We start from the raw sequence: 23,758 nt of genomic DNA on the forward strand, positions 1-23,758 counted from the left end.
AGACCGCCCATGGCGACGATATTGCTGCAGGCTGCGGGCGCGTTTCTGGGCGGTATGCTCGGCCCGATAGGGACGGCGATCGGGACAGCGGCAGGGGCACTGGCCGGCTATGTCGTCGACCGTGCGCTGATCGACAGTACCAGGCGTATCGAGGGGCCGCGCCTGACTGGCGCACGGCCTTTCACTGCCGAGGAAGGGGCGCCGTTGCCGCGCATCTATGGTACGGCGCGCGTCGGCGGCACTTTGATCTGGGCGACGCGGTTTCAGGAAACGAGCCACACCAGCCGCCAGGGCAAGCTCGGCCCAAAGGTGACCGAATACGCATATTATGCAAATGTCGCCTTTGCTCTTTGTGAAGCCGAGATCGGCGGCATTCGCCGCGTCTGGGCCGATGGGCGCGAGGTCGATCTCGAGACCGTTGAACTGCGCGTTCATCGCGGTGGCGAGAACCAGCCGGTCGACCCGCTGATTGCGGCCAAGCAGGGCGCAGGCAACGCACCAGCCTATCGTGGCGTCGCCTATGTGGTGATCGAAAATCTCGACATCGCTGCCTATGGCAACCGCATTCCGCAGATGCAGTTCGAGGTGATGCGGCCCGTCGGCGCGCTGCATGGCAAGATCCGGGCGGTCTCGCTGATCCCCGGCGCCACCGAATACGGCCTCTCGACAAGCCTGGTCCGCCGCCAGATACGACCGGGCGAGAGCGAGGCGATCAACCGTCATGTGCTGTTTGCGGGCACCGATATCGCGGCCTCGCTCGACGAGCTGCAGGCGATGTGTCCCAATCTGGAGAACATCGCTCTGGTCGTGGCCTGGTTCGGCACGGATCTGCGGGCAGGCGATTGCCGTCTCAAGCCTGGCGTGACCAGTGCTTCGACCGGTGGGCTGTCGAGCCCCTGGCAGGTGTCCGGCGTGGCCCGGTCCAGCGCGATGGTCGTTTCGACACATGATGGCGGACCGGCCTATGGCGGCACGGCGTCCGACCGATCGGTGAAGGAAGCAATCGCCGAGATCAAGGCGCGCGGCCTGAAGGTGACGCTTTATCCTTTCGTCATGATGGACATAGCCGAAGAGAACGGCCTGCCCGACCCCTATGGCCAACCTACCCAGCCGGGCTATCCCTGGCGTGGGCGCATCACCTGCGCGCCGGCGCCATCGCTCGCCGGCACGGCCGATCGCACGACGGCGGCGCGCAGCCAGGTGGCGGCATTCTGCGGGACGGCGCTCAGGACGCAGTTTGCCGGCACGGGCGACACGGTCATCTTTTCAGGAGGCCCCGCAGATTGGGGCTACAGACGCTTCATCCTGCACTATGCCCACCTCGCCAATGCGGCGGGCGGCGTCGATGCTTTCATGCTCGGGTCGGAACTGCGCGGCCTGACGACGCTGCGCGACGCCGCCAACGCCTTTCCGTTCGTCGAGCAACTGTGCGCGCTCGCCGCCGATGCACGTGCAACGCTGGGACCGGGCTGCCGCATCACATACGGCGCAGACTGGAGCGAATACTTCGGCCATCACCCTGACGATGGCAGCGACGACGTCTACTTCCACCTCGACGACCTATGGGCGCATCCGGCTATCGATGCGATCGGCATCGACAACTACATGCCGCTCTCCGACTGGCGGGACAGCGACTACGCCGGCGGCAATCCGGACGGCTTTGCCGGTCCCTACGATATCCGGGGATTGAAGGCCTCCGTCGCCGGCGGCGAGGGGTTCGACTGGTACTATGCCGACTTCGAGGCGAGGGCCGGGCGTATGCGCAGCCCGATTGCCGACAGCTCCTACGGAAAGCCTTGGGTGTTTCGCTACAAGGACCTGGTCGGTTGGTGGAGCAATCCGCATTTCAACCGGCCTGCCGGCGTGCAGGACGCAACTCCCACTGCCTGGGTTCCCGCCAGCAAGCCGGTCTGGTTCACCGAAATGGGCTGCCCCGCCGTCGACAAGGGGCCGAACCAGCCGAACGTGTTCCCTGACACGAAGTCGGCTGAGGATGCCGTGCCCCATTTTTCCAACGGGGGACGCTCGGATATGGCGCAATGTCGGCTGCTGGAAGCTCATGCCGATTATTGGGATCCGACGTCGCCAGGGTTCGACGCGGCACATAATCCTGTCTCCGTTGTCTATGGCGGGCGCATGGTCGATGTCGCGCGGAGCTATGTCTGGGCTTGGGATGCGCGGCCATATCCGGCGTTTCCACTGCTGTCCAAGACATGGTCGGACAATCCCGGCTGGCACCGCGGGCATTGGTTGAACGGTCGCTTCAGCGGCGTTGCAGTCGCGGACCTCATCAACGCTATCCTGACCGACCATGGGCTACCTCGGGGCGAGGTGGCTGGCGTCGAGGGAACGGTCAGCGGCTATGTCATTGCCGATCCTTCTTCCGCCCGTGCGGCCATCGAGCCGCTGATTGACCTGTTTGGACTTTGCGCTGCCCAGCAAGCTGAGGGGCTTGTCTTCAGGAAGGCGACAGCCTCGGCGCATCAGTCCCTCGAACTGGACGAGTTGGCTGTCGAGGGCGAAGGCCCTGCCGTAGAAACCGTTCGGATGCCCGACCATGAGCTGCCGGGCGAGGTGGTTATCGGCTTTCGCGATCCCCATGCCGACTACCAGGCCGCCGCGGTCAAAAGCGTGCGGATGGATGCAGCCAGCAAGCGCCAGCATGGCATTTCTTTCCCCGGCATGCTCGATGCCGGCCAGGCGCGAATGTTGGCGGACGACTGGATGCGGCGGACCTGGCAGGAACGCGAGCGCGTGACCTTTGCCCTTGCCGAGCCGCGGGCCGACGTCATGCCCGGCGCCATCGTCAAGCTTCCGGCTACCGGCAGCGGCTCCGAGTTCATCGTCGCCGAGGTCGAGCAGGGGGTGTTGCGCAAGGTTGTCGCGCGCCAGACGGCACGGATGTTGCCAACGCCTTGGCAATCGACCAATCCTGGCATCGAGCCGACAATTTCCATTGTCGCCGGACAGCCGCATGTCGTGTTCCTCGATCTGCCGATGATGGGCGGCGCGGTCCCGAACGAACAATTCCGCGTCGCGGCGACCCAGAAGCCCTGGCGCAGCCAGGCGCTGTACGTTTCGCCCGAGGACACCGGCTTTGCCTTGCGTGGCACGATCCGGCGCCGCGCTGACATGGGCGTGCTCGTCGCGGCGCTTGGACCTTCGGTCGAGGGACGGATCGATCGCGCCAGCGAGGTAACCGTACGGCTTTACGAGGGCGATCTCGCAAGTGTGAGCCGGATGCAGCTGCTGAACGGCGCCAATCTCGCTGCCATCCGCTCGGTCGCGGGCGCGTGGGAGATTCTCCAGTTTGAAAGTGCGACGGAGATTTCACCCGACATCTGGCAATTGAGGAACCTTCTGCGCGGGCAATTCGGCACGGGCGACGCGATGGCGGCTGGGGCAGGAATAGGCGCGGATTTCGTGGTGCTCGATCAGGCTGCGGTGCCATCCGGCATATTGGCGGCTGAGGCTGGACTTCAGCTCAACTGGCGGGTCGGACCGCTAAGCTCTGACTTTTCAAGCGCCAACTTTGCCGCGCATCAGGAAATCGGCGGAATGCGAGCGCTGACGCCTCTCTCGCCTGTTCATCTGCATGCGGCAAGGACTGTCGCGGGAGACCTCTCGCTGTCATGGATCAGACGCGGGCGCATCGACGCGGACAGCTGGGAGGCGAGCGAAATTCCGCTCGGCGAGGGTCGTGAAGAGTACCGCGTCGATATCGCTTCCACTGGCGGCGCGATCGTGCGCACGGCGACGGTTTCCACGCCTGCCTGGGCCTATGCGGCTGCCGAAATGGCCGCCGACTTCGTGACGCCTCCCACCGAAATCATGGCCACCGTTCGTCAGCTCAGCCTCGCTGCGGGATGGGGACTGCCGGCAACGCTGCGCGTCGCGCTTGTTTGACCACCGTGTTTTCTGACCAAAGGGGAATGATCATGACAAGTTTGAAACCTTGGTACATGTCGCGCACCATCTGGGCGTCGATTGTGACGATGGTTCTCGGCATGGCCGGGCTTGCCGGCATGCCGGTCGGCGGTGTCGACAGCGGGGCCTTGACTGACACGATATTGCAGGCGGTGACAGCCTTGTCCGGTCTTGTCGCCATCTTCGGTCGCCTAAGTGCCAGCGAACGGATCGGCAGCAAGTAGCGCCCTTGCATGCCGGGCAATTACATGAACTCATTGTTCATTCCACGTTCAGCACTGTTGTATTAGATATCCCGGCATGAAAACGCTTCGCTCCATTTTCCGGCCTGCCATGACCGCGCTTTGCGCTGTCGGCCTGTTTGCGGTGTCGGCGCAGGTCTCGTCTGCGCGGGCTGAAGGGTCGGGCGCGTATGTTGTGGCGGCGGCGGATTGCTATTCGATCGGGCAGCAGGTGGCCGACCAGCATGGCGGCACCCTGGCGCGCGCTTCCGAATCCAGTCAGGGCGGACAGTCGGTCTGCGTCATCGTGGTTTTGGTCCCGGGCAAGGACGGCCAGCGCCCGCGCCGTGTCGAGGTCGTGGTTCCAGCCAGTTAGCGCGGATTTCGCCGCCGGGCGGAATCGCCTATATCTGCTCAATCTTTCACGGGTCGCCGGACAACATGCGAATACTCGTCGTCGAAGATGACAAGGATCTGAACCGCCAGATTTCCGAGGCGCTGACCGATGCCGGCTACGTCGTCGACAAGGCGTTCGACGGCGAGGAAGGCCACTATCTCGGCGATTCCGAACCCTATGATGCGGTGGTGCTGGACATTGGCCTGCCGCAGATGGATGGCATCAGCGTGGTCGAGCGCTGGCGCCGCGAAGGCCGGAAGATGCCGGTGCTGATGCTGACGGCACGCGACCGCTGGAGCGACAAGGTCGCCGGTATCGACGCGGGCGCAGACGACTACGTGACCAAGCCTTTCCACATCGAAGAAGTGCTGGCGCGGGTGCGGGCCCTGATCCGCCGCGCCGCTGGGCACGCCTCGTCGGAACTGTCCTGCGGCCCTGTGCGGCTGGACACCAAGGCGTCGAAGGCTGATGTCAACGGCGTGCCGCTGAAGCTTACCTCGCACGAGTTCCGCCTGCTCGCCTATCTCATGCACCACATGGGCGAGGTGGTCTCCCGCACCGAATTGGTCGAGCATCTCTACGATCAGGATTTCGACCGCGATTCCAACACCATCGAGGTGTTCGTCGGGCGCCTTCGCAAGAAGATGGGCATCGACATGATCGAAACCGTCCGCGGTATGGGATACCGCATGCGCGAGCCGGAGGCTTAAGCGGAAAAGTTCGGCAAACGACTGGGACGCTGGAAGCGGTATGTGCTGAGCCTCGGCCCGCGCTCGCTGGCCTTCCGCGTCATTGCATTCTCCACCATCTGGGCGGTTCTCGCCTTTGCGCTGATCTTTACTGTGATCAGCTCGCTGTATCGGCAGACCAGCGAACGCGGCTTCGACAGCCTGTTGTCGGCGCATCTTTTCAATCTCATCGGATCGGTCGGCGTCTCCGACAGCGGAACGCTGACCGGCGGTCCGGACCTCGGCGACCTCAGGTTTTCCGAGCCAGAATCAGGCTGGTATTGGTCGGTCGAGCCGGTGTCGAAAGGCCTTGTCGGGCAGCTGCGATCGTCGTCCATGACCGAGCCGATCGCCTCGCCGAGCGCAGAGGCGGTTCCGTTCGACGTGGCGTTCCAGCGCCACTACCGTACGGAGGGCATCGGCGGCGAGGAGCTCGAAGTCTTCGAGAGCGAGTTCGTCCTTGATTCGCAGAACCGCATCGCGCGCTTCCGGGTGATGGGCAATCGCTCCGAACTGGAGGCTGAAATCAGCGGGTTCGAATGGCGCCTGTTCACCTACCTGTCGCTGTTCGGTTTCGGCATGATTGCGATCAACGCCATCGCCATCCTGCTCGGGCTGCAGCCGCTGGCGCGGGTGCGCAACGCGCTTGCCATGGTCCGCGAGGGCACGGCCCAGCGGCTCACCGGGCGCTTCCCGGCGGAAATCCAACCACTGGCCAACGAAACCAACGCCCTGATCGAGAACAACCGCCGCATTGTCGAGCGCTCCCGCACCCAGGTCGGCAACCTCGCCCATTCGCTCAAGACGCCGTTGGCCGTCATGCTCAACGAAGGACGGGCGCTTGGCGGCCCCAAGGGGCAGCTGATCGCCGACCATGCCGCAGCGATGCAGCAGCAGATCGACCACTATCTGCAGCGGGCGCGCATTGCCGCGCAGCGCGAGAGCGTGGTCTACCGCACGCCGGTGGCGCCACTGCTGCAGCGCATGGTCAGGGTCATGGATAAGCTGTCGCGCGGCACCAAGATCTCCCTCAGCCTGCCGGATCAAGAGGTGGTGTTTGCCGGTGAAAAGGAAGACCTCGAGGAAATCGTCGGCAATCTGCTCGAAAACGCAATGAAATGGGCGCACAGTGCAGCCAGGGTTTCTGTCGAGACAGGCGTGGCCGAGGCGGAAGAGCCGCCGCGCTTTTCGATCCTGATCGAGGATGACGGGCCGGGAATTCCCGAGGATCAGGCGCGCGAAGCGATCAGGCGCGGCACGCGCCTTGACGAGACCAAGCCCGGCACGGGATTGGGCCTCGCCATCGTTGCCGACCTGGTCAAGGAGTATGGCGGCGGGCTGCGTTTGGAGCGCTCGGCCATGGGCGGCTTGAAGGCCGTCGTGGAACTGCGCGGCGTGCAATAAGAACGGCTGGCCGAATCGGCCCCATTTCGGCCAAAGATGATGATTAACGCGGCGCCAAGCCCTTGTAAGTGGACGCAAATTCGGGACCGCTGATGAGCATGAGACTTCGGTTGGCACTGGTTGCCGGATTGGCTGCCGTTTCGGGCTGCACGACCTCTGGTCTGAGCAGCGGCGGCGGTGGCTTGTTGCCTGTTTCGGGCGGAGGCGACGCAGGAGCGTCGAGCGGCAAGGTTGCGGCTCGCATCATCGACAGCATGGAGGGCGGCCTGGTCGGCGGATCGGTCGGCAACGGCCTGAGCGATGGCGACCGGCGCAAGGCGCTGGAGGCCGAGTACAGGGCGCTGGAATACGGTCAGGGTGGCCAAGCCGTCGCCTGGAAAGGTGAGGGGCGTTCCGGCGAGGTCGTGGCCGCACAGCCTTACCGAGTCGGTTCGCAGGACTGCCGCCAGTATTCGCAGACCGTGTTCACCACCGGAACGCCGCTTGTCGCGCGCGGCACTGCTTGCCGCAATGCCGATGGAAGCTGGACGCCGCTGACATAGATGTGATCAGGTGGCGCGGTTTCGTCTGCCTGTTCGTCAATAAGCCGCAGTCGCCGGATGTTGGCAGTGGAGTGGCCGGCGGCTATTGAGTTGGTCATGCTGTTCTGGGTCATAGCCGCCGTTCTGACGCTTGGCGCAAGCCTCGCCGTTTTGCTGCCGTTCACGCGACCGGCCGAGGGCGATGCTGACAAGAGTCACGACCTCGAAGTTTATCGTGACCAGTTGTCCGAACTCGATCGGGACGCTGCCCGAGGGCTGATTTCTGCGCCGGATGCCGAGCAGGCTCGCGCCGAGATCGGCAGGCGCATCATCCGTCTCGATGCCGAAACGGCCACAGGTTCAAGAAACGCGTCGGCCTCTGTCTCGCGGATCGTCGGCGTGGCGGCAGTGCTTGCCGTGCCTGTCATCAGCTGGAGCATCTACACAGCCATCGGGTCGCCCAGCCTGCCGTCGCAGCCCCTGAGCGCGCGCCTTGCGGAAAATCCCGCCAACAGCTCTGTCGATGATCTGGTCGGACGCGCCGAAGGGCATCTGATCGCCAATCCGTCCGACGGCCGCGGCTGGGACGTGCTGGCGCCTGTCTACATGCGCATGGGGCGTTCGGAAGATTCGGTGACGGCATACCGCAACGCCATCCGCCTCCTCGGCTCGACCGCCGCAAGGCAGGCCGGACTGGGAGAGGCGATCGGGGGTGCGTCCGGTGGTATCATCACCGAAGACGCGAGCAAGGCGTTCGAAGAGGCGCTGAAGCTCGATCCGGCCAATCCCAAGGCCCGCTATTTCCTGGCCCTGGCGCTGGCCCAGGAAGGCAAGGTGGCGGAAGCCGCCAGCGCATGGCGCCAGATGACCGCCGAATTGCCTGCGGACTCGCCATGGCGAGCCGTGGTCGACCAGTCCGTGGCGCAGGCCGAGGGACAGTCGGCTCCTCCAGCAGCCGGCGCCGCGCCGGGTGCTGTTGCGGGCGCGGCCACCGGGCCCAACCAGGAACAGATCGACGCTGCCGCGTCCATGTCTTCGGGCGACCGGACGGCTATGATCGAAGGCATGGTCGCAACGCTTGACGAGAAACTGCGCGAAAATCCGCGCGATCCGGAAGGATGGCAGCGGCTGGTGCGTTCCTATGTCGTGCTTGGCAAGACCGAACAGGCGCAAGAAGCGCTCGGGCGCGCCTATGCAGTGCTTGGCCGCGACAGCGATGACGGCAAGAAATTGTCCGAATTCGCTGCTTCGCTTGGCCTGAAAGTGACGGAGTAGCTCATGACGCGCAAGCAAAAGCGGTTGTCGGTGATCGCTGGCGCGCTGGCCTTCCTCGGCGCCGCGACCGCACTGACATTCTATGCGCTCGGCCAGAAGGCCTCCTATTTCTACATGCCGGCGGACCTGCAGGCAGCCGTCTTGCAGCCGGGGCAACGTATCCGGTTGGGCGGCCTCGTCGCGGCGGGCAGTATCGTTCGCGGGCAGGGGACAGAGGTGGCGTTCGGCGTGACCGATTCCGACAAGACCATCGAGGTGCGCTACACCGGAATTCTGCCGGACCTGTTCAGGGAAGGTCAGGGCGTCATCACCGAAGGCAGCTTCGGGCCTGACGGCACCTTTGTCGCCGACAGCGTGCTTGCCAAGCACGATGAAACCTACATGCCGAAGGAAGTTGCCGACAGCCTGAAGGAAAAGGGTGTCTGGCAGGAAGAGGCCACGCAATGAACTGCGAGCGCTGCTGAGATGGTCGAGATTGGTCACTTCGCGCTTATTCTGGCGCTCGCGCTGTCGTTTGTGCAGTCGCTTGTGCCGCTCTATGGCGCGCACAAGGGCGACGCGAGGCTGATGGCCATAGGCGGCCCTGTCGCCGTTACCGGATTTGCCCTGATCCTGCTTTCTTTCGTCGTGTTGATGATCGCCTATGCGGTTTCGGATTTCTCCCTCGCCAACGTCTGGGAAAACTCCCATTCGCTGAAGCCGATGCTCTACAAGATCACCGGGGTCTGGGGAAACCACGAAGGCTCGATGCTGCTCTGGGTGTTGATCCTGACCTTCTTCGGCGCACTGGTCGCGGCGTTTGGCGGCAATCTGCCGGCGACGCTCCGCGCCAATGTGCTCGCCGTGCAGGGCTGGATCGGCACCGCCTTCCTGCTTTTCATCCTGATCACCTCTAACCCGTTCGCCAGGCTTTCGCCGGCGCCGATCGAAGGCAGGGATCTCAATCCGATCCTCCAGGACATCGGCCTCGCGATTCATCCGCCCTTGCTCTATCTCGGCTATGTCGGTTTCTCCGTCTGCTTCTCCTTTGCAGTGGCGGCGCTGATCGAAGGCCGCATCGACGCGGCTTGGGCGCGCTGGGTGCGGCCGTGGACCCTGGCTGCCTGGGTGTTCCTGACCGGCGGCATCGCCATGGGCTCCTACTGGGCCTACTACGAGCTCGGGTGGGGCGGCTTCTGGTTCTGGGATCCGGTCGAGAACGCCTCCTTCATGCCTTGGCTGGCCGGTACGGCGCTGTTGCATTCGGCCATCGTGATGGAGAAACGTTCGGCCCTGAAGATCTGGACGCTGCTGCTGGCGATCCTGACCTTCTCGCTGTCCCTGCTCGGCACATTCCTCGTCCGCTCGGGCGTGCTGACTTCCGTCCATGCCTTTGCCAGCGACCCGAGCCGCGGTGTCTTCATCCTGTGCATCCTGACGCTGTTCATCGGCGGCTCGCTGGCGCTGTTTGCGCTGCGCGCATCGTCGTTGAGCGCGGGCGGCATCTTCCATCCGATTTCGCGCGAAGGCGCGCTCGTCCTGAACAACCTGTTCCTCACCACCGCGACCGCGACGGTGCTGATCGGCACGCTCTACCCGCTGCTGGTGGAAGGCCTTTTCGGCGAGAAGATCTCGGTCGGCGAGCCCTTCTTCAACCTTACCTTCGGCCCGCTTATGATCCCGCTTCTGGCCGTCGTGCCGTTCGGGCCGCTGCTTGCCTGGAAACGCGGCGACCTGGCCGCTGTTGCGCAGCGGCTGATGTTCGCGTTCGGCGGCGCGTTGCTCGTTGCGCTGGTCACTGGCTTCTTCATCGATGGTGCTTCGGTCTTTGCCGCCCTCGGCGCAGGCCTGGCGGCCTGGCTGGTCCTCGGTGCGCTGACCGACCTGGCGTTGAAATCCGGTATCGGCAATGTCGCACCCAGGATTGCGCTGCGCCGCTTCATCGGACTGCCGCGCTCTGTCTTCGGTACGGCGCTGGCGCATCTCGGCCTTGGCCTGACGCTCGCCGGCATCGTCGGTGTGGTGTCCTTTCAGAGCGAGGCGATCCTGGTGATGAAGCCGGGCCAGGTGCTGCAGATCGGCGGTCACGACTTGCGCTTCGATGGGCTACGCCCGGTGCGCGGGCCGAACTACACCGAAGACCAGGGTCATTTCTCACTGCTCGGTGTTGCGGGCCAGCCCATTGGCGAGCTCTTCTCGTCCAAGCGCTTCTATCCCGTTCGCCAGATGCCGACGACCGAGGCGGGAATCAGGACGATGGGCTTCTCGCAGCTCTACGTCTCGCTGGGCGACGAGACGGCCGACGGTTCGGTTGTCGTGCGCGTCTGGTGGAAGCCGCTCGTTACCCTGATCTGGGGCGGTGCGCTGGTGATGATGGTAGGCGGCTTTGTTTCGCTGCTCGACCGGCGCCTCAGGGTCGGCGCGCCGACCAGGCGAAAGACGATTGAGGCGAAGCCTGTGGCGGTGGCCCAATGAAGCGGATCCTGCCAGCCATCGCCGGCATCTGGGTTGCGCTGACTTTTGCCGGCACGGCCTTCGCCGTGAAGCCCAGCGAGATGCTGGCCGACCCGAAGCTCGAGGCGCGCGCGCGAGTTCTATCCGAAGAACTGCGCTGCATGGTCTGCCAGAATCAGTCGATCGACGATTCCGACGCCGAGCTCGCCGGCGACCTGCGTGTGCTGCTGCGTGAACGTCTGCTCGCCGGCGATACCGACGAGCAGGTCATGGACTACATCGTTTCGCGCTACGGCGAATTCGTCCTGCTTAAGCCGCAGTTCAACCTGCGCAACTCGTTGCTCTGGGGCACGCCCGTGCTGATCCTGCTCGGCGGGGCGGTGTTCGTGTTCGCGTCGGCGCGCTCGCGGCGCAGGCAGCCGACGGAAGCGTTGTCAAAGGACGAACAGCAGGCGCTCGACGCGATCCTGCGCAAGGACGCCTGAGACGCCCCTGCCAACATTACGAAAGTTTCATCCACCGGAAATGGTGTCGTAATGTGAACCTCCCTATCTCTTGATCCATCGAATGCATCCAATTCAAGAGGATCAAAGAGCAATGAACAGCGTCCAGTCTACCACTTCGCGTTCGCGCAAGCGCTTCATGGCCACCGCCGCATCCGTCGCACTTGCCGGTGCGATTGGATTGGGCGCCGTGGCTGGCGGTGCCGCCCCGGTCTATGCCGATGCGGTGCGTGTCGAAGCTCCCCAGACCCCCGGCTTCGGCGACGTTGTCGAGCACGTCTCGCCGGCTGTTGTCAGCGTCCAGGTCAAGGCCAAGATTGCTGCGGTTTCGGACGACGGTTCCGCGTCGCCATTCTCCGGCCAGGACTTCGACAACCTGCCCGACAATCACCCGCTGAAGCGGTTCTTCCGCCAGTTCGGCGGCCCGGATGGCGAGCAGAATGGTGATCAGGGCGGTCAGCGCTTCAAGCGCCAGAACCCGGCCAACCAGAAGCCGCGTCCGGTTTCGCAGGGCTCCGGCTTCTTCATCTCCGAAGACGGCTACCTGGTCACCAACAACCACGTCGTCGAGGGCGGCAGCGCCTACACGATCGTCACCGACGATGGTGCCGAATACGACGCCAAGATGATCGGCACCGATCCCCGCACTGACCTGGCCGTGCTCAAGGTCGATGCCGACAAGAAGTTCACCTATGTCGATTTCGCTGACGACTCCAAGGTCCGCGTCGGCGACTGGGTGGTTGCCGTCGGCAATCCGTTCGGTCTCGGCGGCACCGTCACCGCCGGCATCGTTTCCGCTCGCGGCCGTGACATCGGTGCAGGCCCCTACGACGATTTCATCCAGATCGATGCGGCCGTGAACCGCGGCAACTCGGGTGGTCCGGCTTTCAACCTCAACGGTGAAGTGGTCGGCATCAACACCGCGATCTTCTCGCCCTCGGGCGGCAATGTCGGCATCGCCTTCGCCATTCCCGCCTCGACCGCCAAGCAGGTTGTCGCGGATCTGATGAAGGACGGCTCCGTCCAGCGCGGCTGGCTCGGTGTCGAAATCCAGCCGGTGACCAAGGACATCGCCGAATCGCTCGGTCTGACCAGCGAGAAGGGTGCGATCGTTGCTGGCGCCCAGGATGAGACCCCGGCCAAGAAGGCAGGCATCACCGCCGGTGACATCATCACTGCCGTCGATGGCAAGGAAGTCGCCTCGCCGAAGGAACTGTCGCGCCTCATCGCCGGCATCGCGCCAGGCAAGTCGGTCGACATCACCGTCTGGCGGGATGGCAAGTCGCAGGACATGAAGGTGACGCTTGGCGATCTGCCTGGCTCCGACAAGCAGGCCTCGGCCGACCAGTCGCAGCAGTCGACGGAGCCGTCGTCGCTGGCCGACCTCGGACTGACCGTGACCCGCGCTGAAGACGGCAAGGGTCTCGTCGTCACCGATGTCGACCCGTCGAGCGACGCGGCAGACCGTGGTATCCAGGCTGGCGACGTCATCACGTCCGTGAACTCGGTCGCCATCACCAGCGCGGCCGATGTCGGCAAGGCGCTGAAGCAGGCCGAGAAGGCCGGCCGCAAGGCTGTGCTGCTCCAGGTCAGCCGCGACAACTCGAACCGCTTCGTCGCGCTGCCCGTCAACCAGGGCTGACAAGGCCCGGACTATCTCTCATCGCGCGGCTGCAATCACCCCCGTAGCCGTTGCGATGACAGGACTTGGCGCCGGATAGTTTGTCACTCATCGTTTCCGGCTCCAGCGGCAGCGGGTTCCCTAACCACCCGCTGCCGCCTTTTTTGTTTCGGGAGCACAATGACATGACCGCTCTGCTGCCTCACAAAATCGCGTATAACGGCGACATGAAGATTCTCGTCATCGAAGATGATCGCGAGGCTGCGGACTATCTGCAGAAGGCTCTCGCGGAAGCCGGGCATACAGTGCATGTCGCCGGCGATGGCGATTCCGGTTTTGCACTTGCCGATGCTGGCGAATACGACGTCATGGTCGTCGATCGCATGTTGCCCCGACGCGATGGACTTTCGGTCATCGCCGGCTTGCGCTCGCGCGGCAACACCACTCCCGTCCTGATCCTTTCGGCGCTTGGCGAAGTCGACGACCGCGTCACCGGCCTCCGCGCCGGCGGCGACGACTACCTGACCAAACCCTATGCCTTTTCGGAACTTCTCGCCCGCGTCGAGGTCCTGAACCGCCGCGCGCCGGCCCGCGAATCCGAGACCGTCTATCGCGTTGGCGACCTCGAGCTCGACCGGCTCTCCCACTCCGTCCGCCGCGCATCGCAGGAAATCACGCTGCAGCCGCGCGAATTCCGTCTGCTCGAATACCTGATGCGCCACGCCGGCCAGGTGGTGACCCGCACGATGCTGCTGGAAAACGTCTGGGACTACCATTTCGACCCCCAGACCAACGTCATCGACGTTCATGTCTCGCGTCTGCGGAGCAAGATCGAAAAGGGCTTCGAGAAGCCCATCCTGCACACCATCAGGGGTGCCGGCTATATGCTCAAGGCGGGCTGATGGCGCTGCGCCTGCCCGCCATCATGAAAACGACGGCAGCGCGTCTTTCGGCGCTCTACCTGCTTTTGTTCATGCTCTGCGCCATCCTGCTGGTCTTCTACATGACGTCGCTGTCGGCCCGCATGCTGATGGCCCAGACCCAGGACACCATCAACGAGGAAGTGCTCGGACTTGCCACCGGCTATCAGCGCGGCGGCATTCCCGTGCTGGTCCGCGTCGTCTCGCAGCGCTCGCGGCAGCCCGGCGCCAACCTCTACCTGCTGGCCGATCCCAACGGCCAGATCTTGTCGGGCAACGTCCAGAGCATCCAACCGGGCGTTCTGCAGCGCGAGGGCTGGACTGCGCAACCATTTTCCTACGAGCGCTACGGCGAGGTCCTCAGGGCCGGGCAGGGTGTTGGCGGCGAACAGACCGAGGCCGTGGCGCCCATCGAAGTAGGTCACAACGCCATAGCGGTCGTGCTGCGGTTGCCAAACCAGATGATCCTGCTCGTCGGCCGCGACCTTGGCGAGCCGGAGCGCTTCCGCGATGTCATCCAGCGTTCGCTGATGCTGGCGCTCGGCATGATGGCCTTTGGCGGTTTCCTGATCTGGTACTTCGTAGGGCGCCGGGCGCTGCGTCGCATCGACAGCGTTTCCGAAGCCAGCGCCCGCATCATGGGCGGCGACCTGAGCGGGCGGCTGCCGGTCAGCGGCGCCGGCGACGAGTTCGACCGCCTGTCGGAAAACCTCAACACCATGCTGACCCGTATCGCCCACCTCAACGACGGGCTGAAACAGGTCTCGGACAACATCGCCCATGACCTCAAGACGCCGCTGACACGCCTGCGCAACCGCGCCGAGGCAGCTCTTGCCGGCGACAAGACCTCGGCCGACTATCGGGAGGTTCTGGACGGCACGATTGCGGAATCCGATCAGCTGATCCGCACCTTCAACGCCATCCTGATGATCTCGCGCCTCGAGGCCGGCTATTCCGCCGAGGCGCTGGCCAAGGTCGATCTCGGGACGGTGGTGCGTGACGTTATCGAGCTTTACGAGCCGGTCGCCGAGGAGCTTGGCGTCACGCTCAATGCGCCCGAGAGCGAAACCTTCCATGTCAGCGGCAATCGAGAACTGATCGCCCAGGCACTATCCAACATCGTCGACAACGCCATCAAATATTCGACCGACGCCACCGACAAGCCTCGCGTTTGCGTCACCTTGGAGCGCGGCGGGGGCGAGCTACGCCTTGTCGTCGCCGACAACGGCCAGGGCATTGCCGACGAGGGCGACCGCAAGCGGGCCACCGAGCGTTTCGTGCGGCTGGAAAAGAGCCGGTCACAGCCTGGCTCGGGTCTGGGGCTCAGTCTGGCCAAGGCGGTGATGACTTTTCACGGCGGACGGCTTGAACTGCTGCCCGGCAATCCGGGATTATCGGTCCTGATGGGATTTCCCGCTTCGAAGGACGAATAGGTGACAAGCATGGCGGCCAAGAAGCCCTCGACCCAATTGCGCCTGGAGTTGAAGGCCGACGTCAAGCCGCTCGACGCCGAGCGGGCTGGCCGAGAGTTGGCGGAATTCGCAGCCACTGCGGACGATGCGGGGTTGGATCGCCTGGCAGGTTTTCTTCGCGCGGCTGGCGCAACGCAGGAGTTCCTCGCCGCCGTTTTCGATCTCTCCGTCTTCATGCGCGACAGCGCCCGGCGTCAGCCGGAAATGCTCGACCGGCTCTTCGATGTGTCCGTTGCCGAACGGCTCGCTGCCATCGGCGTGGTGATCGCAGCGTTGCCGCGCGATCCGGAGGTCACCGAAGCGAATCTGATGGCGCGCCTGCGCCGGCTGAAATCCGAGGGGCATTTCCTGGTCGCCTTGGCGGATTTGTCGGGCGAGGCCGATGCCGCGCAAAGCGTGCGCCGCATGAGCGATCTCGCCGATCTCTGCACCAGCGCGGCCATCGAGTTCCTGCTCCGGGACGCCAACCAGCAAGGCAAGCTGAAGCTACCAGATGCGGACCATCCGACCGTCGGCTCGGGATGGATCATCCTTGGCATGGGCAAGCTCGGCGCCCATGAGCTGAACTTCTCCTCCGATATCGACCTGGTGGTGTTCTTTGATCCGGAGGCGTCGGCGATCATCGATCCGATGGAGGCGACCGAGCTGTTTGCGCGCCTCACCCGGCGGCTCGTGCGCATCATGCAGGACCGCACCGAGCACGGTTATGTCTTCCGCACCGACCTGCGCCTGCGTCCCGATCCGGGTTCGACGCCGCTTGCCATCTCGGTGCCGGCCGCCTTGCACTATTACGAAAGCCGCGGCCAGAACTGGGAGCGCGCGGCGATGATCAAGGCACGCCCCGTCGCCGGCGACATCGCAGCCGGAGAGGCCTTCCTGAAGGAACTCCAGCCTTACGTCTGGCGCAAATACATGGACTACGCGGCGATCGCCGACGTCCATTCGATCAAGCGCCAAATCCACGCCCACAAGGGGCACGGCGAAGTCGCGGTGAAGGGCCACAACGTCAAGCTCGGGCGGGGCGGTATCCGCGAGATCGAGTTCTTCGTCCAGACCCAGCAGCTGATCGCCGGCGGGCGCTTTCCCGAATTGCGCGGGCGCGCCACGGTTCCGATGCTTGCCCAGCTCGCCGAGCGCGGCTGGATCACGGCCGATGCGCGCGATGCGCTGGAGCGCCAATACTGGTTCCTGCGCCGGGTCGAGCACGCCATCCAGATGGTCGCCGACGAACAGACGCACACCTTGCCCGAGGATGATGAGGGCATCGAGCGCATCGCCCACATGCTCGGCATGGCCGATGCCGAAACCTTTTCCAAGGCGTTTCGTGCTTCGTTGCAGGAGGTCGAACGGCATTACGCCGCGCTGTTCGAAGCAGCCCCCGAGCTGTCGTCGGGCGTCGGCAATCTCGTCTTCACCGGCGATGTCGATGACCCCGACACGTTGCACACATTGCACAATCTGGGCTTCCAGCGGCCCTCCGACATCTGCCGGGTCATCCGCTCGTGGCACTTCGGCCGCTACCGGGCGACGCAATCGGCGGAGGCGAGGGAGCGGCTGACCGAGCTGACGCCGGCGTTGCTCGAAGCCTTCGGCAAGACGCGCCGCGCCGACGAGGCGCTGATGCGTTTCGACGAGTTCCTGGCGGGACTTCCCGCCGGCATACAGCTGTTTTCACTGCTCCAGTCCAATCCCGCCCTGCTCAAGCTGCTGGCGACCATCATGGGCGCTGCGCCGCGGCTTGCAGGCATCATCACGCGCCGGCCGCATGTCTTCGACGGCCTGCTTGATCCCGCCCTCCTGTCCGAATTGCCCGATCGCGCCTATCTGGCTGCCCGCCTTTCGGCGTTTCTCGAAAGCACGCGCCTCTACGAGGAGGTGCTCGATCGCCTGCGCATCTTCGCTGCCGAACAGAAGTTCCTGATCGGCGTTCGCCTGCTCGCCGGCGCCATTGATGCCTCGCGCGCCGGCAAGGCATTCTCCGATCTTGCAGATCTGACCGTAGGTGCCGCGCTCGATGCGGTCGAAGCCGAGTTCGCCGTTCGCCATGGCAAGATATCAGGCGGCCGCGTGGCGATCCTTGGCATGGGCAAGCTCGGCAGCCGCGAACTGACGGCCGGCTCCGACGTCGATCTCATCCTGCTCTACGACCACGACGAGCAGGCCGAGGAGTCCGACGGCGACAAGCCGCTGGCGCCGTCGCATTATTATGCCCGCATGACCCAGCGCCTGATCGCCGCGGTTTCCGCGCCGACCGCTGAAGGCGTGCTCTACGAGCTCGACCTAAGGCTGCGCCCCTCCGGCAACAAGGGGCCGGTCGCCACCCACATCTCGTCTTTCCGCAAGTATCAGCGCGACGAGGCCTGGACGTGGGAGCACATGGCGCTGACACGCTCGCGCCCGATCGCCGGCGCGGCGTCGCTCTGCGCCGACGTCGAGGCGGAAGTGGCTGACATCGTCGCGCTGCCGCGCGACGCTGCCAAAGTGGCGGCCGAGGCGCGCGACATGCGCCAGATGATCGAGGACGAGAAGCCGCCGCAGGACCTGTGGGACATAAAGCTCGTGCCGGGCGGCTTGATCGACCTCGAGTTCATCGCCCAGGTGGCGGTGCTGACCGGCAAGATCGAGGGGCTGGGACATACGACGAGCACCGCCGAAAACCTGCACCGGCTGGCGCCAGGCTTCGCCGATGCGCAGGTTCGCGAGGACCTGGTCGATGCCTACGGTCTTTATGCGGCGATCACACAGATGACGAGATTGTGCCTAACTGGCGCCTTCGAGCGGAACGATGTTCCACCAGGGCTTTCGGATCTGCTGCTCGCGGCAACCGACTTGCCCGATTTCGGCGTGCTTGAAGCACATCTCAGGGAAACGTCGCAGCAGGTTCGAAGCGATTTCGACAAGTTGCTTCGTGCAAAGCGCAAGTAGGGCGGTGGGACGTCCATGCCAAGCCGACGATGAAACTTAAAGGCGCCAGGCGGTTCGTCCGTTGAAATCTGGATCAGGTCGCCTCAGGCGGCCTTTTTCATCGGGCGGCTGACCCTGCGGACCGGGATGCGCACCGCAACGATGGTGCCTATCCCTTCGGTCGACCTGATCTTCAGCGCCCCGCCATGCAACTCAGCCAGAGAGCGCGAGATGGCGAGGCCAAGGCCCGAGCCTTCGTGGTTCTTGGAGAACTGGTTCTGCACCTGCTCGAACGGCCGGCCGAGCTTGTTGAGCGCGGTCTTCGGGATGCCGCAGCCATTGTCTTCGATGCTCAGCGTCATCGCGCCGGAGGCGTTGCGCGCGCGCACCGAAATGCGGCCGCCGTGTCCGGTGAATTTTACCGCGTTGGACAGGAGATTGATGACGATCTGCTTGATCGCCCGGCGATCGGCGAACAGCGTCATCGAATCCGCGATCTGCGTCTCGACGGTGATCTGCTTCTGCGCCGCCTGCAACGAGATCACGCGAACCGTCTCGCGGATGAGCGGGCAAAGGTCGATTTCCTCGCGATCCATCGAGAACTGGCCGGCCTCGATCTTCGACATGTCGAGGATGTCGTTGATGACCCCGAGCAGATACTTGCCGCTGGAATTGATGTCGCGGGCGTATTCCTCGTAGCGCGGCGAGCCCAATGGCCCGAACAGCCGGCCTTCCATCAACTCCGAGAAGCCGATGACCGCGTTCAGCGGCGTGCGCAGTTCGTGCGACATGTTGGCGAGGAATTCCGACTTGGCGCGGTTGGCGGCTTCGGCGCGTTCGGTTTCCTTCATGTATTTGCGGTTGAGTTCGGCCATCTCGCGCGCGCGCTCTTCCTCGGTGCGGCGGGCAAGGCTTAGGTCGTGGATCGTCGCCATCAGCCGACGCTCGCTTTCCATCAGCTTGTCCTGGTGCTGCTTGATCTGGGTGATGTCGGAGCCCACCGACACAATGCCGCCATCGCGCGTCCTGAGCTCGTTGACCTGAAGCCAGCGGCCGTCGGAAAGCTGGCGCTCGTAGGTGGCGCCGGCGCGCGGACCGTTGGCGTTGGCAAGCCGGCGCTCGGAAGCAAACGCCATCATGCGCTCTTCCAGATCCTGGCGCGCGGTGCCGGGCAGGACGTCGCGGTCGTTCAGGCCGTTGTCGTGCTGGTACTTCGAATTGCACATCACCAGCCGATCGTTGGCATCCCACAGCACGAAGGACTCGGTGATGTTTTCGATCGCCGTGCGCAGCCGCAGGTCGGCGGCTTCCGAGCGCAGCGCAAGATGCCGCTGCTCGGTGATGTCCACGGCAATGCCGGTCATCTGGATTTCGGGCGCTTCGGGGTCGATGACCTGGGCGCGGGCGCGCATCCAGACCCAGCGGCCGTCGGCATGGCGCATGCGAAACACCCGATCGATATGATCGACCTCGCGCGCCACCACCTGGTTCGCCATCTCGAACAGGTCGCCGTCGTCGGGGTGGATGATACGGGCCACTTCGCCGAAGGACAGCATTCCCTCGCAGGACTCGTAACCCAAAAGCTCGTACATCGAGCGCGACCAGTACATCTTGCCTCGCACCATGTCCCAGTCCCACAGCCCGCACTTGCCGCGCACCAACGCCAGGTCGATGCGCTCATGCGCTTCAAGATAGATCTGGTCGGCGGCCTGGGCGCGCGCCGCCTGGCTGAAATAGGCAAACAGGATGATGATCAGGATGCCGGCCGTCATCACGAACAGCGCAACGTTCAGTGACACGGTCTTGCGCCATTCGGCGAACACCGCGTCCTGCGGCACCATCGCTGCCGCCGCGGCGCGCTTGCCCTCGGCCAGGCTGACCGCGGCGAACCAGTCCTGACCGCCGATCCGGACACTGATGACGCCGGCGCGGTCGCCGAACATGAACAGCGGCTGGCCGCCGGAGACAATGGCGTCGAGCGCCTGGCCCTGCCAGCCCGTCGACTGAGGGGTTACGGCGATGATGCGAAAATTCTGGTCGGTCAGGGCAATGACATGGCTGCGGCTCAGCATGCCTTGCTGGCTCGAACGCTCGAGAAGGTCGTGCCCGGCGGTCGCGAGCGGCACTTCGTTGGTGGTGTCGACCATCAACGAATTGACCATTTCGCCCGCGGCAAGCGACAGGATCGCCTTGGCGTTGCGCTCGACGTCGTCGCGCATGGACATCAGCGACAGGAAGCGCGTGCCGGCGACGACGATCAGGAAGATCATGATAAGCGTCGGGATCGACCGGCGCAGGATCGGTTCGGCGGCGAGCAGGCGGTTGTAGGCGGGTTCGGCGATAAGACGTGCATTGCCGGCCAAGCTGGCGCCACGCGCCGGCTTGCGTCGGACAACAGCAGTCTCATCGGGCGCGCCCCACGCGTCCGCCTTGGCCATATTGGCTCCCCGCAAATCCCATCTTGAGTTGACTGATCCGGCAACACCGCACTTCCGAATCGGTACTAAAGAATCAAAGCTGATTCCCCTTGTCCAGTGGGCGAGGCGAAAAAGATTAAAGTTGTCCTAAAATCGTAGCCGAAAAGCTGAGGCGTTTCGCCCGAACCAAAACGGCGGCCGCGATGGTCGCAAGCCGCCGTGCCGTGGAAGTCGGTACTTGTCGCTCAGGCAAGTGTGCGATCGATGATGTCGCGCAGGTCGGCGGAAAGCCCGTCCTTGGCCTGTATCGAAACCAGTGCCGCACGCGCCTTGGCCTGCCGCTTCGGTTCGAGCGAACGCCACGAGCGCATCGCGGTCGCCAGGCGCGCCGCCACCTGCGGGTTGCGCTTTTCGACGGCCAGCACGGTCTCGGCGAAGAAGGCGTAGCCGGCCCCGTCGGCACGATGGAAGCCGGTCTGGTTGGCGCTGGCGAAGCCGCCGATCAGCGAACGGACGCGATTGGGATTGGCGATCGAAAAGGCCGGATGTTCCATCAGCGCCCTGACCGCATCGACGGCGCTTGCGCCGGGCGCGGTCGCCTGGATCATGAACCATTTGTCCATGACCAAGGGATCGCTGCGATAGCGCTTGTCGAATTCGGCCAGTGCTTTCTTCGTTTCTTCGGACCCGCCATGCCTGTGGGCCAGGATGGCAAGTGCGGCTGCCCGGTCGGTCATGTTGGTGGCCGTGGCAAAGTGCTCGGCCGCCCGCTTTTCGCCGCCTGGCAGGATCGCCAGATAGTCGAGCAGCGTATTGCGCAAGGCACGCCTGCCTGCGCTGGCGGCGTCGGGCGAGAACGCGCCGTTGCTGCGCAGCCCCTCGTAGAGCTGCGAGAAGATTTCGCCATTGGCCGCTGCGATCGCGCGCGCCAGTGCTTCGCGCCCGGCATGGATCGCGTCGGGATCGATGTTCTTGCCGATTTCGCGGGCAATGTCGGCTTCGCCCGGCAAGGTCAGGGCCAGCGCCCGGAATGCGTGTTCGAGGCCATCGGTGCCGGCGATGCGCCCGGCCAGCGTGACCAGTCCCGGGCTGAATGTCTGCTGCTTGCCGCCGAGGCTGCTCTTGAACGCTGCAATCGTCGCGTCGGTCAGCAGCGTGTTGAACGCCTGCCAGCGCGAGAACGGATCGCTGTCGTGCGAGGCGAGGAACATCAGGTCATCGGGGCGCTGCTCGACGGTCAGCGTCACCGGCGCCGAGAAGCCGCGATTGAGCGACAGCACCGGCCGCTCGGCGATGCCCGAGAAGGTCACCACGTGCTTGCGCTTGCGGACATGGATCACGCCGTTGTCGACGGTGGCCCCTTCCACAGCGGCATAGGCCATGTCCTTGCCGTCGGCGCCGACCAGACCGAAGGCGAGGGGAATGTGCATCAGCCGCTTGCGGCTTTCCGAGGGCGTCGGCGGCACCGATTGCTCGATCTCGATGGTGAATTCGCCGCTGCCAGAGTTGTGCGACGTTGACACGCTGAGGTTCGGCGTTCCGGCCTGATGGTACCACAGCGCGAACTGCGACAGATCCTTGCCCGACACGTCCTCGAACACCTTGAGGAAGTCTTCGATGGTCGCCGCGTCTCCATCGTGGCGCTCGAAATAGAGGTCCATGCCCCCGCGGAACAGCTCGGCGCCGAGCACGGTGCGGATCATCCGCACCACTTCCGAGCCCTTCTCGTAGACGGTTGCCGTGTAGAAGTTGTTGATCTCGCGATAGCGGCGCGGGCGGACCGGGTGTGCAAGCGGCCCCTGGTCCTCCGGGAACTGGTGCGCGCGCAGCGTGCGCACCTCGGCGATGCGCTTGACCGGCCGCGAGCGTTCGTCGGCCGAGAACTCGTGGTCGCGGAAAACCGTCAGCCCTTCCTTGAGGCAGAGCTGGAACCAGTCGCGGCAAGTGATTCTGTTGCCTGTCCAATTGTGGAAGTACTCATGCGCGATGATCGCCTCGATATTGGCGAAGTCGCCGTCGGTCGCGGTCTCCTCATCGGCAAGCACGTACTTGTCGTTGAAGATGTTGAGGCCCTTGTTCTCCATCGCCCCCATGTTGAAGTCGGACACGGCGACGATGTTGAATACGTCAAGATCGTATTCACAGCCGAACACGTCCTCGTCCCACTTCATGGAGCGGCGCAGGGCGTCCATGGCGTAGCCCGCCTGGTTCTCCTTGCCGTGTTCGACATAGATACCGAGTTCCACGTCCTTGCCGGAAGCGGTGACGAAGCGGTCCTTGATGCAGCCGAGGTCGCCGGCGACCAGCGCAAACAGGTAGGACGGCTTGGGGAAGGGGTCGTGCCAGACGGCGTAGTGCCAGCCTTGGCCGAGGTCGCCATGCTCGACCGGGTTGCCGTTCGAGAGCAGAAGCGGCGCCTCGGCGCGCTCGGCCTCGATGCGTACGGTGTAGACGGACAGGATGTCCGGCCGGTCAAGGAAATAGGTGATGCGGCGGAAGCCCTCGGCCTCGCACTGGGTGCAATAGACCTTGCTGGAGCGATAGAGCCCCATCAGCGCCTCGTTGCGCGATGGCGCAAGCTCGGTCTCGATCAGCAAGGTAAAGCGGCCCGACGCCGGCGGGTTGTGAATCACCAGACTGTCGGGCGTCGCCTCGAAGGCGTCCTCCGGCAGCTGTGCGCCGTCGATCTCGATGCGGCGCAGTTGCAGCCCGTCGCCGTCCAGCTCGAGACGGACCGGCTTGTCGACATCGGCGCGCCGCTCGATCGCCAGCTTGGCCACCACCCTGGTGCTGTCCTGGCCCAGCCGGAAATCGAGTTCCGTCCTGGGTATCAGGTAGTCGCTCGGCCGGTAGTCCTCGAGACGAAATACCTGTCCAGTATCAGTGCGCATGCAAATGGCCTTCCTGTCGAATTCCGAACGCTGGTTCCACGCTGGTAGAATAAATATGCGGCCGCTGCTCTTTACACGAAACGTCCCCTCGGCAAAACTGCTCGCGACCGCACATTGCTGCGCT

General features: G+C 64.3%; 16 protein-coding genes. 14 read left to right on the forward strand and 2 right to left on the reverse strand.

The window, feature by feature from the left end; translation table 11 throughout:
* Positions 1-9 precede the first annotated feature (9 nt).
* From PCJ21_RS15135 to PCJ21_RS15200, 14 genes are all read left to right on the forward strand, one after another.
* Positions 10-3,906 carry a baseplate multidomain protein megatron gene (locus tag PCJ21_RS15135; RefSeq protein WP_269932241.1) on the forward strand — a complete coding sequence of 1,299 codons (3,897 nt, stop codon included), beginning with the start codon at positions 10-12 and terminating at the stop codon, positions 3,904-3,906.
* Between the two features lie 32 nt (positions 3,907-3,938).
* Positions 3,939-4,151 (forward strand): hypothetical protein, encoded by a 213-nt coding sequence (locus PCJ21_RS15140; protein WP_269932242.1) that lies wholly within the window; start codon positions 3,939-3,941, stop codon positions 4,149-4,151.
* Positions 4,152-4,227: 76 nt separating this feature from the next.
* Positions 4,228-4,524 (forward strand): hypothetical protein, encoded by a 297-nt coding sequence (locus PCJ21_RS15145; protein ID WP_269932243.1) that lies wholly within the window; start codon positions 4,228-4,230, stop codon positions 4,522-4,524.
* 65 nt (positions 4,525-4,589) lie between these two features.
* Positions 4,590-5,255, forward strand: a complete 666-nt coding sequence (locus tag PCJ21_RS15150; protein ID WP_269932244.1) for a response regulator transcription factor — start codon at positions 4,590-4,592, stop codon at positions 5,253-5,255.
* Positions 5,256-5,300: 45 nt separating this feature from the next.
* A complete protein-coding gene (locus PCJ21_RS15155; protein WP_269932310.1) occupies positions 5,301-6,677 on the forward strand; it encodes an ATP-binding protein in 1,377 nt (458 codons plus the stop codon).
* A 92-nt stretch (positions 6,678-6,769) separates the two neighbouring features.
* Positions 6,770-7,219, forward strand: a complete 450-nt coding sequence (locus PCJ21_RS15160) for a hypothetical protein (protein ID WP_333474401.1) — start codon at positions 6,770-6,772, stop codon at positions 7,217-7,219.
* A 96-nt stretch (positions 7,220-7,315) separates the two neighbouring features.
* Complete coding sequence (ccmI, locus tag PCJ21_RS15165) at positions 7,316-8,473, forward strand: c-type cytochrome biogenesis protein CcmI (RefSeq protein WP_269932245.1); 1,158 nt, start codon at positions 7,316-7,318, stop codon at positions 8,471-8,473.
* Between the two features lie 3 nt (positions 8,474-8,476).
* The gene (ccmE, locus tag PCJ21_RS15170) at positions 8,477-8,920 is read left to right on the forward strand and encodes a cytochrome c maturation protein CcmE (protein ID WP_269932246.1); all 444 of its coding nucleotides are present in this window, start codon (positions 8,477-8,479) and stop codon (positions 8,918-8,920) included.
* 18 nt (positions 8,921-8,938) lie between these two features.
* Positions 8,939-10,927, forward strand: a complete 1,989-nt coding sequence (locus PCJ21_RS15175) for a heme lyase CcmF/NrfE family subunit (protein ID WP_269932247.1) — start codon at positions 8,939-8,941, stop codon at positions 10,925-10,927.
* Entirely contained in the window at positions 10,924-11,391 is a 468-nt protein-coding gene (locus tag PCJ21_RS15180) for a cytochrome c-type biogenesis protein (RefSeq protein WP_269932248.1), read from the forward strand. The genes PCJ21_RS15175 and PCJ21_RS15180 overlap by 4 nt, the downstream gene beginning before the upstream one ends.
* Before the next feature lie 112 nt (positions 11,392-11,503).
* A complete protein-coding gene (locus PCJ21_RS15185) occupies positions 11,504-13,051 on the forward strand; it encodes a Do family serine endopeptidase (RefSeq protein ID WP_269932249.1) in 1,548 nt (515 codons plus the stop codon).
* 206 nt (positions 13,052-13,257) lie between these two features.
* On the forward strand, positions 13,258-13,932 hold the full coding sequence (locus PCJ21_RS15190) for a response regulator transcription factor (protein WP_269932312.1): 675 nt from the start codon (positions 13,258-13,260) through the stop codon (positions 13,930-13,932).
* Positions 13,932-15,383 carry a sensor histidine kinase gene (locus tag PCJ21_RS15195; RefSeq protein WP_269932250.1) on the forward strand — a complete coding sequence of 484 codons (1,452 nt, stop codon included), beginning with the start codon at positions 13,932-13,934 and terminating at the stop codon, positions 15,381-15,383. Before PCJ21_RS15190 ends, PCJ21_RS15195 begins: the two co-directional genes overlap by 1 nt.
* 9 nt (positions 15,384-15,392) lie before the next feature.
* Complete coding sequence (locus PCJ21_RS15200) at positions 15,393-18,347, forward strand: bifunctional [glutamine synthetase] adenylyltransferase/[glutamine synthetase]-adenylyl-L-tyrosine phosphorylase (protein ID WP_269932251.1); 2,955 nt, start codon at positions 15,393-15,395, stop codon at positions 18,345-18,347.
* A gap of 83 nt (positions 18,348-18,430) precedes the next feature.
* Here the strand turns inward: PCJ21_RS15200 and PCJ21_RS15205 are convergent, their stop codons facing one another.
* Together PCJ21_RS15205 and pepN are read right to left on the reverse strand one after the other, a co-directional pair.
* A complete protein-coding gene (locus tag PCJ21_RS15205) occupies positions 18,431-20,764 on the reverse strand; it encodes a PAS domain-containing sensor histidine kinase (RefSeq protein WP_269932252.1) in 2,334 nt (777 codons plus the stop codon).
* 224 nt (positions 20,765-20,988) lie between these two features.
* Positions 20,989-23,634, reverse strand: coding sequence for an aminopeptidase N (pepN, locus tag PCJ21_RS15210; RefSeq protein WP_269932253.1), 2,646 nt, complete (start codon positions 23,632-23,634; stop codon positions 20,989-20,991).
* Between the last annotated feature and the right edge of the window lie 124 nt (positions 23,635-23,758).

The sequence above is a fragment of the Aminobacter sp. HY435 genome, from assembly GCF_027568395.1.
GTDB lineage: Bacteria > Pseudomonadota > Alphaproteobacteria > Rhizobiales > Rhizobiaceae > Aminobacter.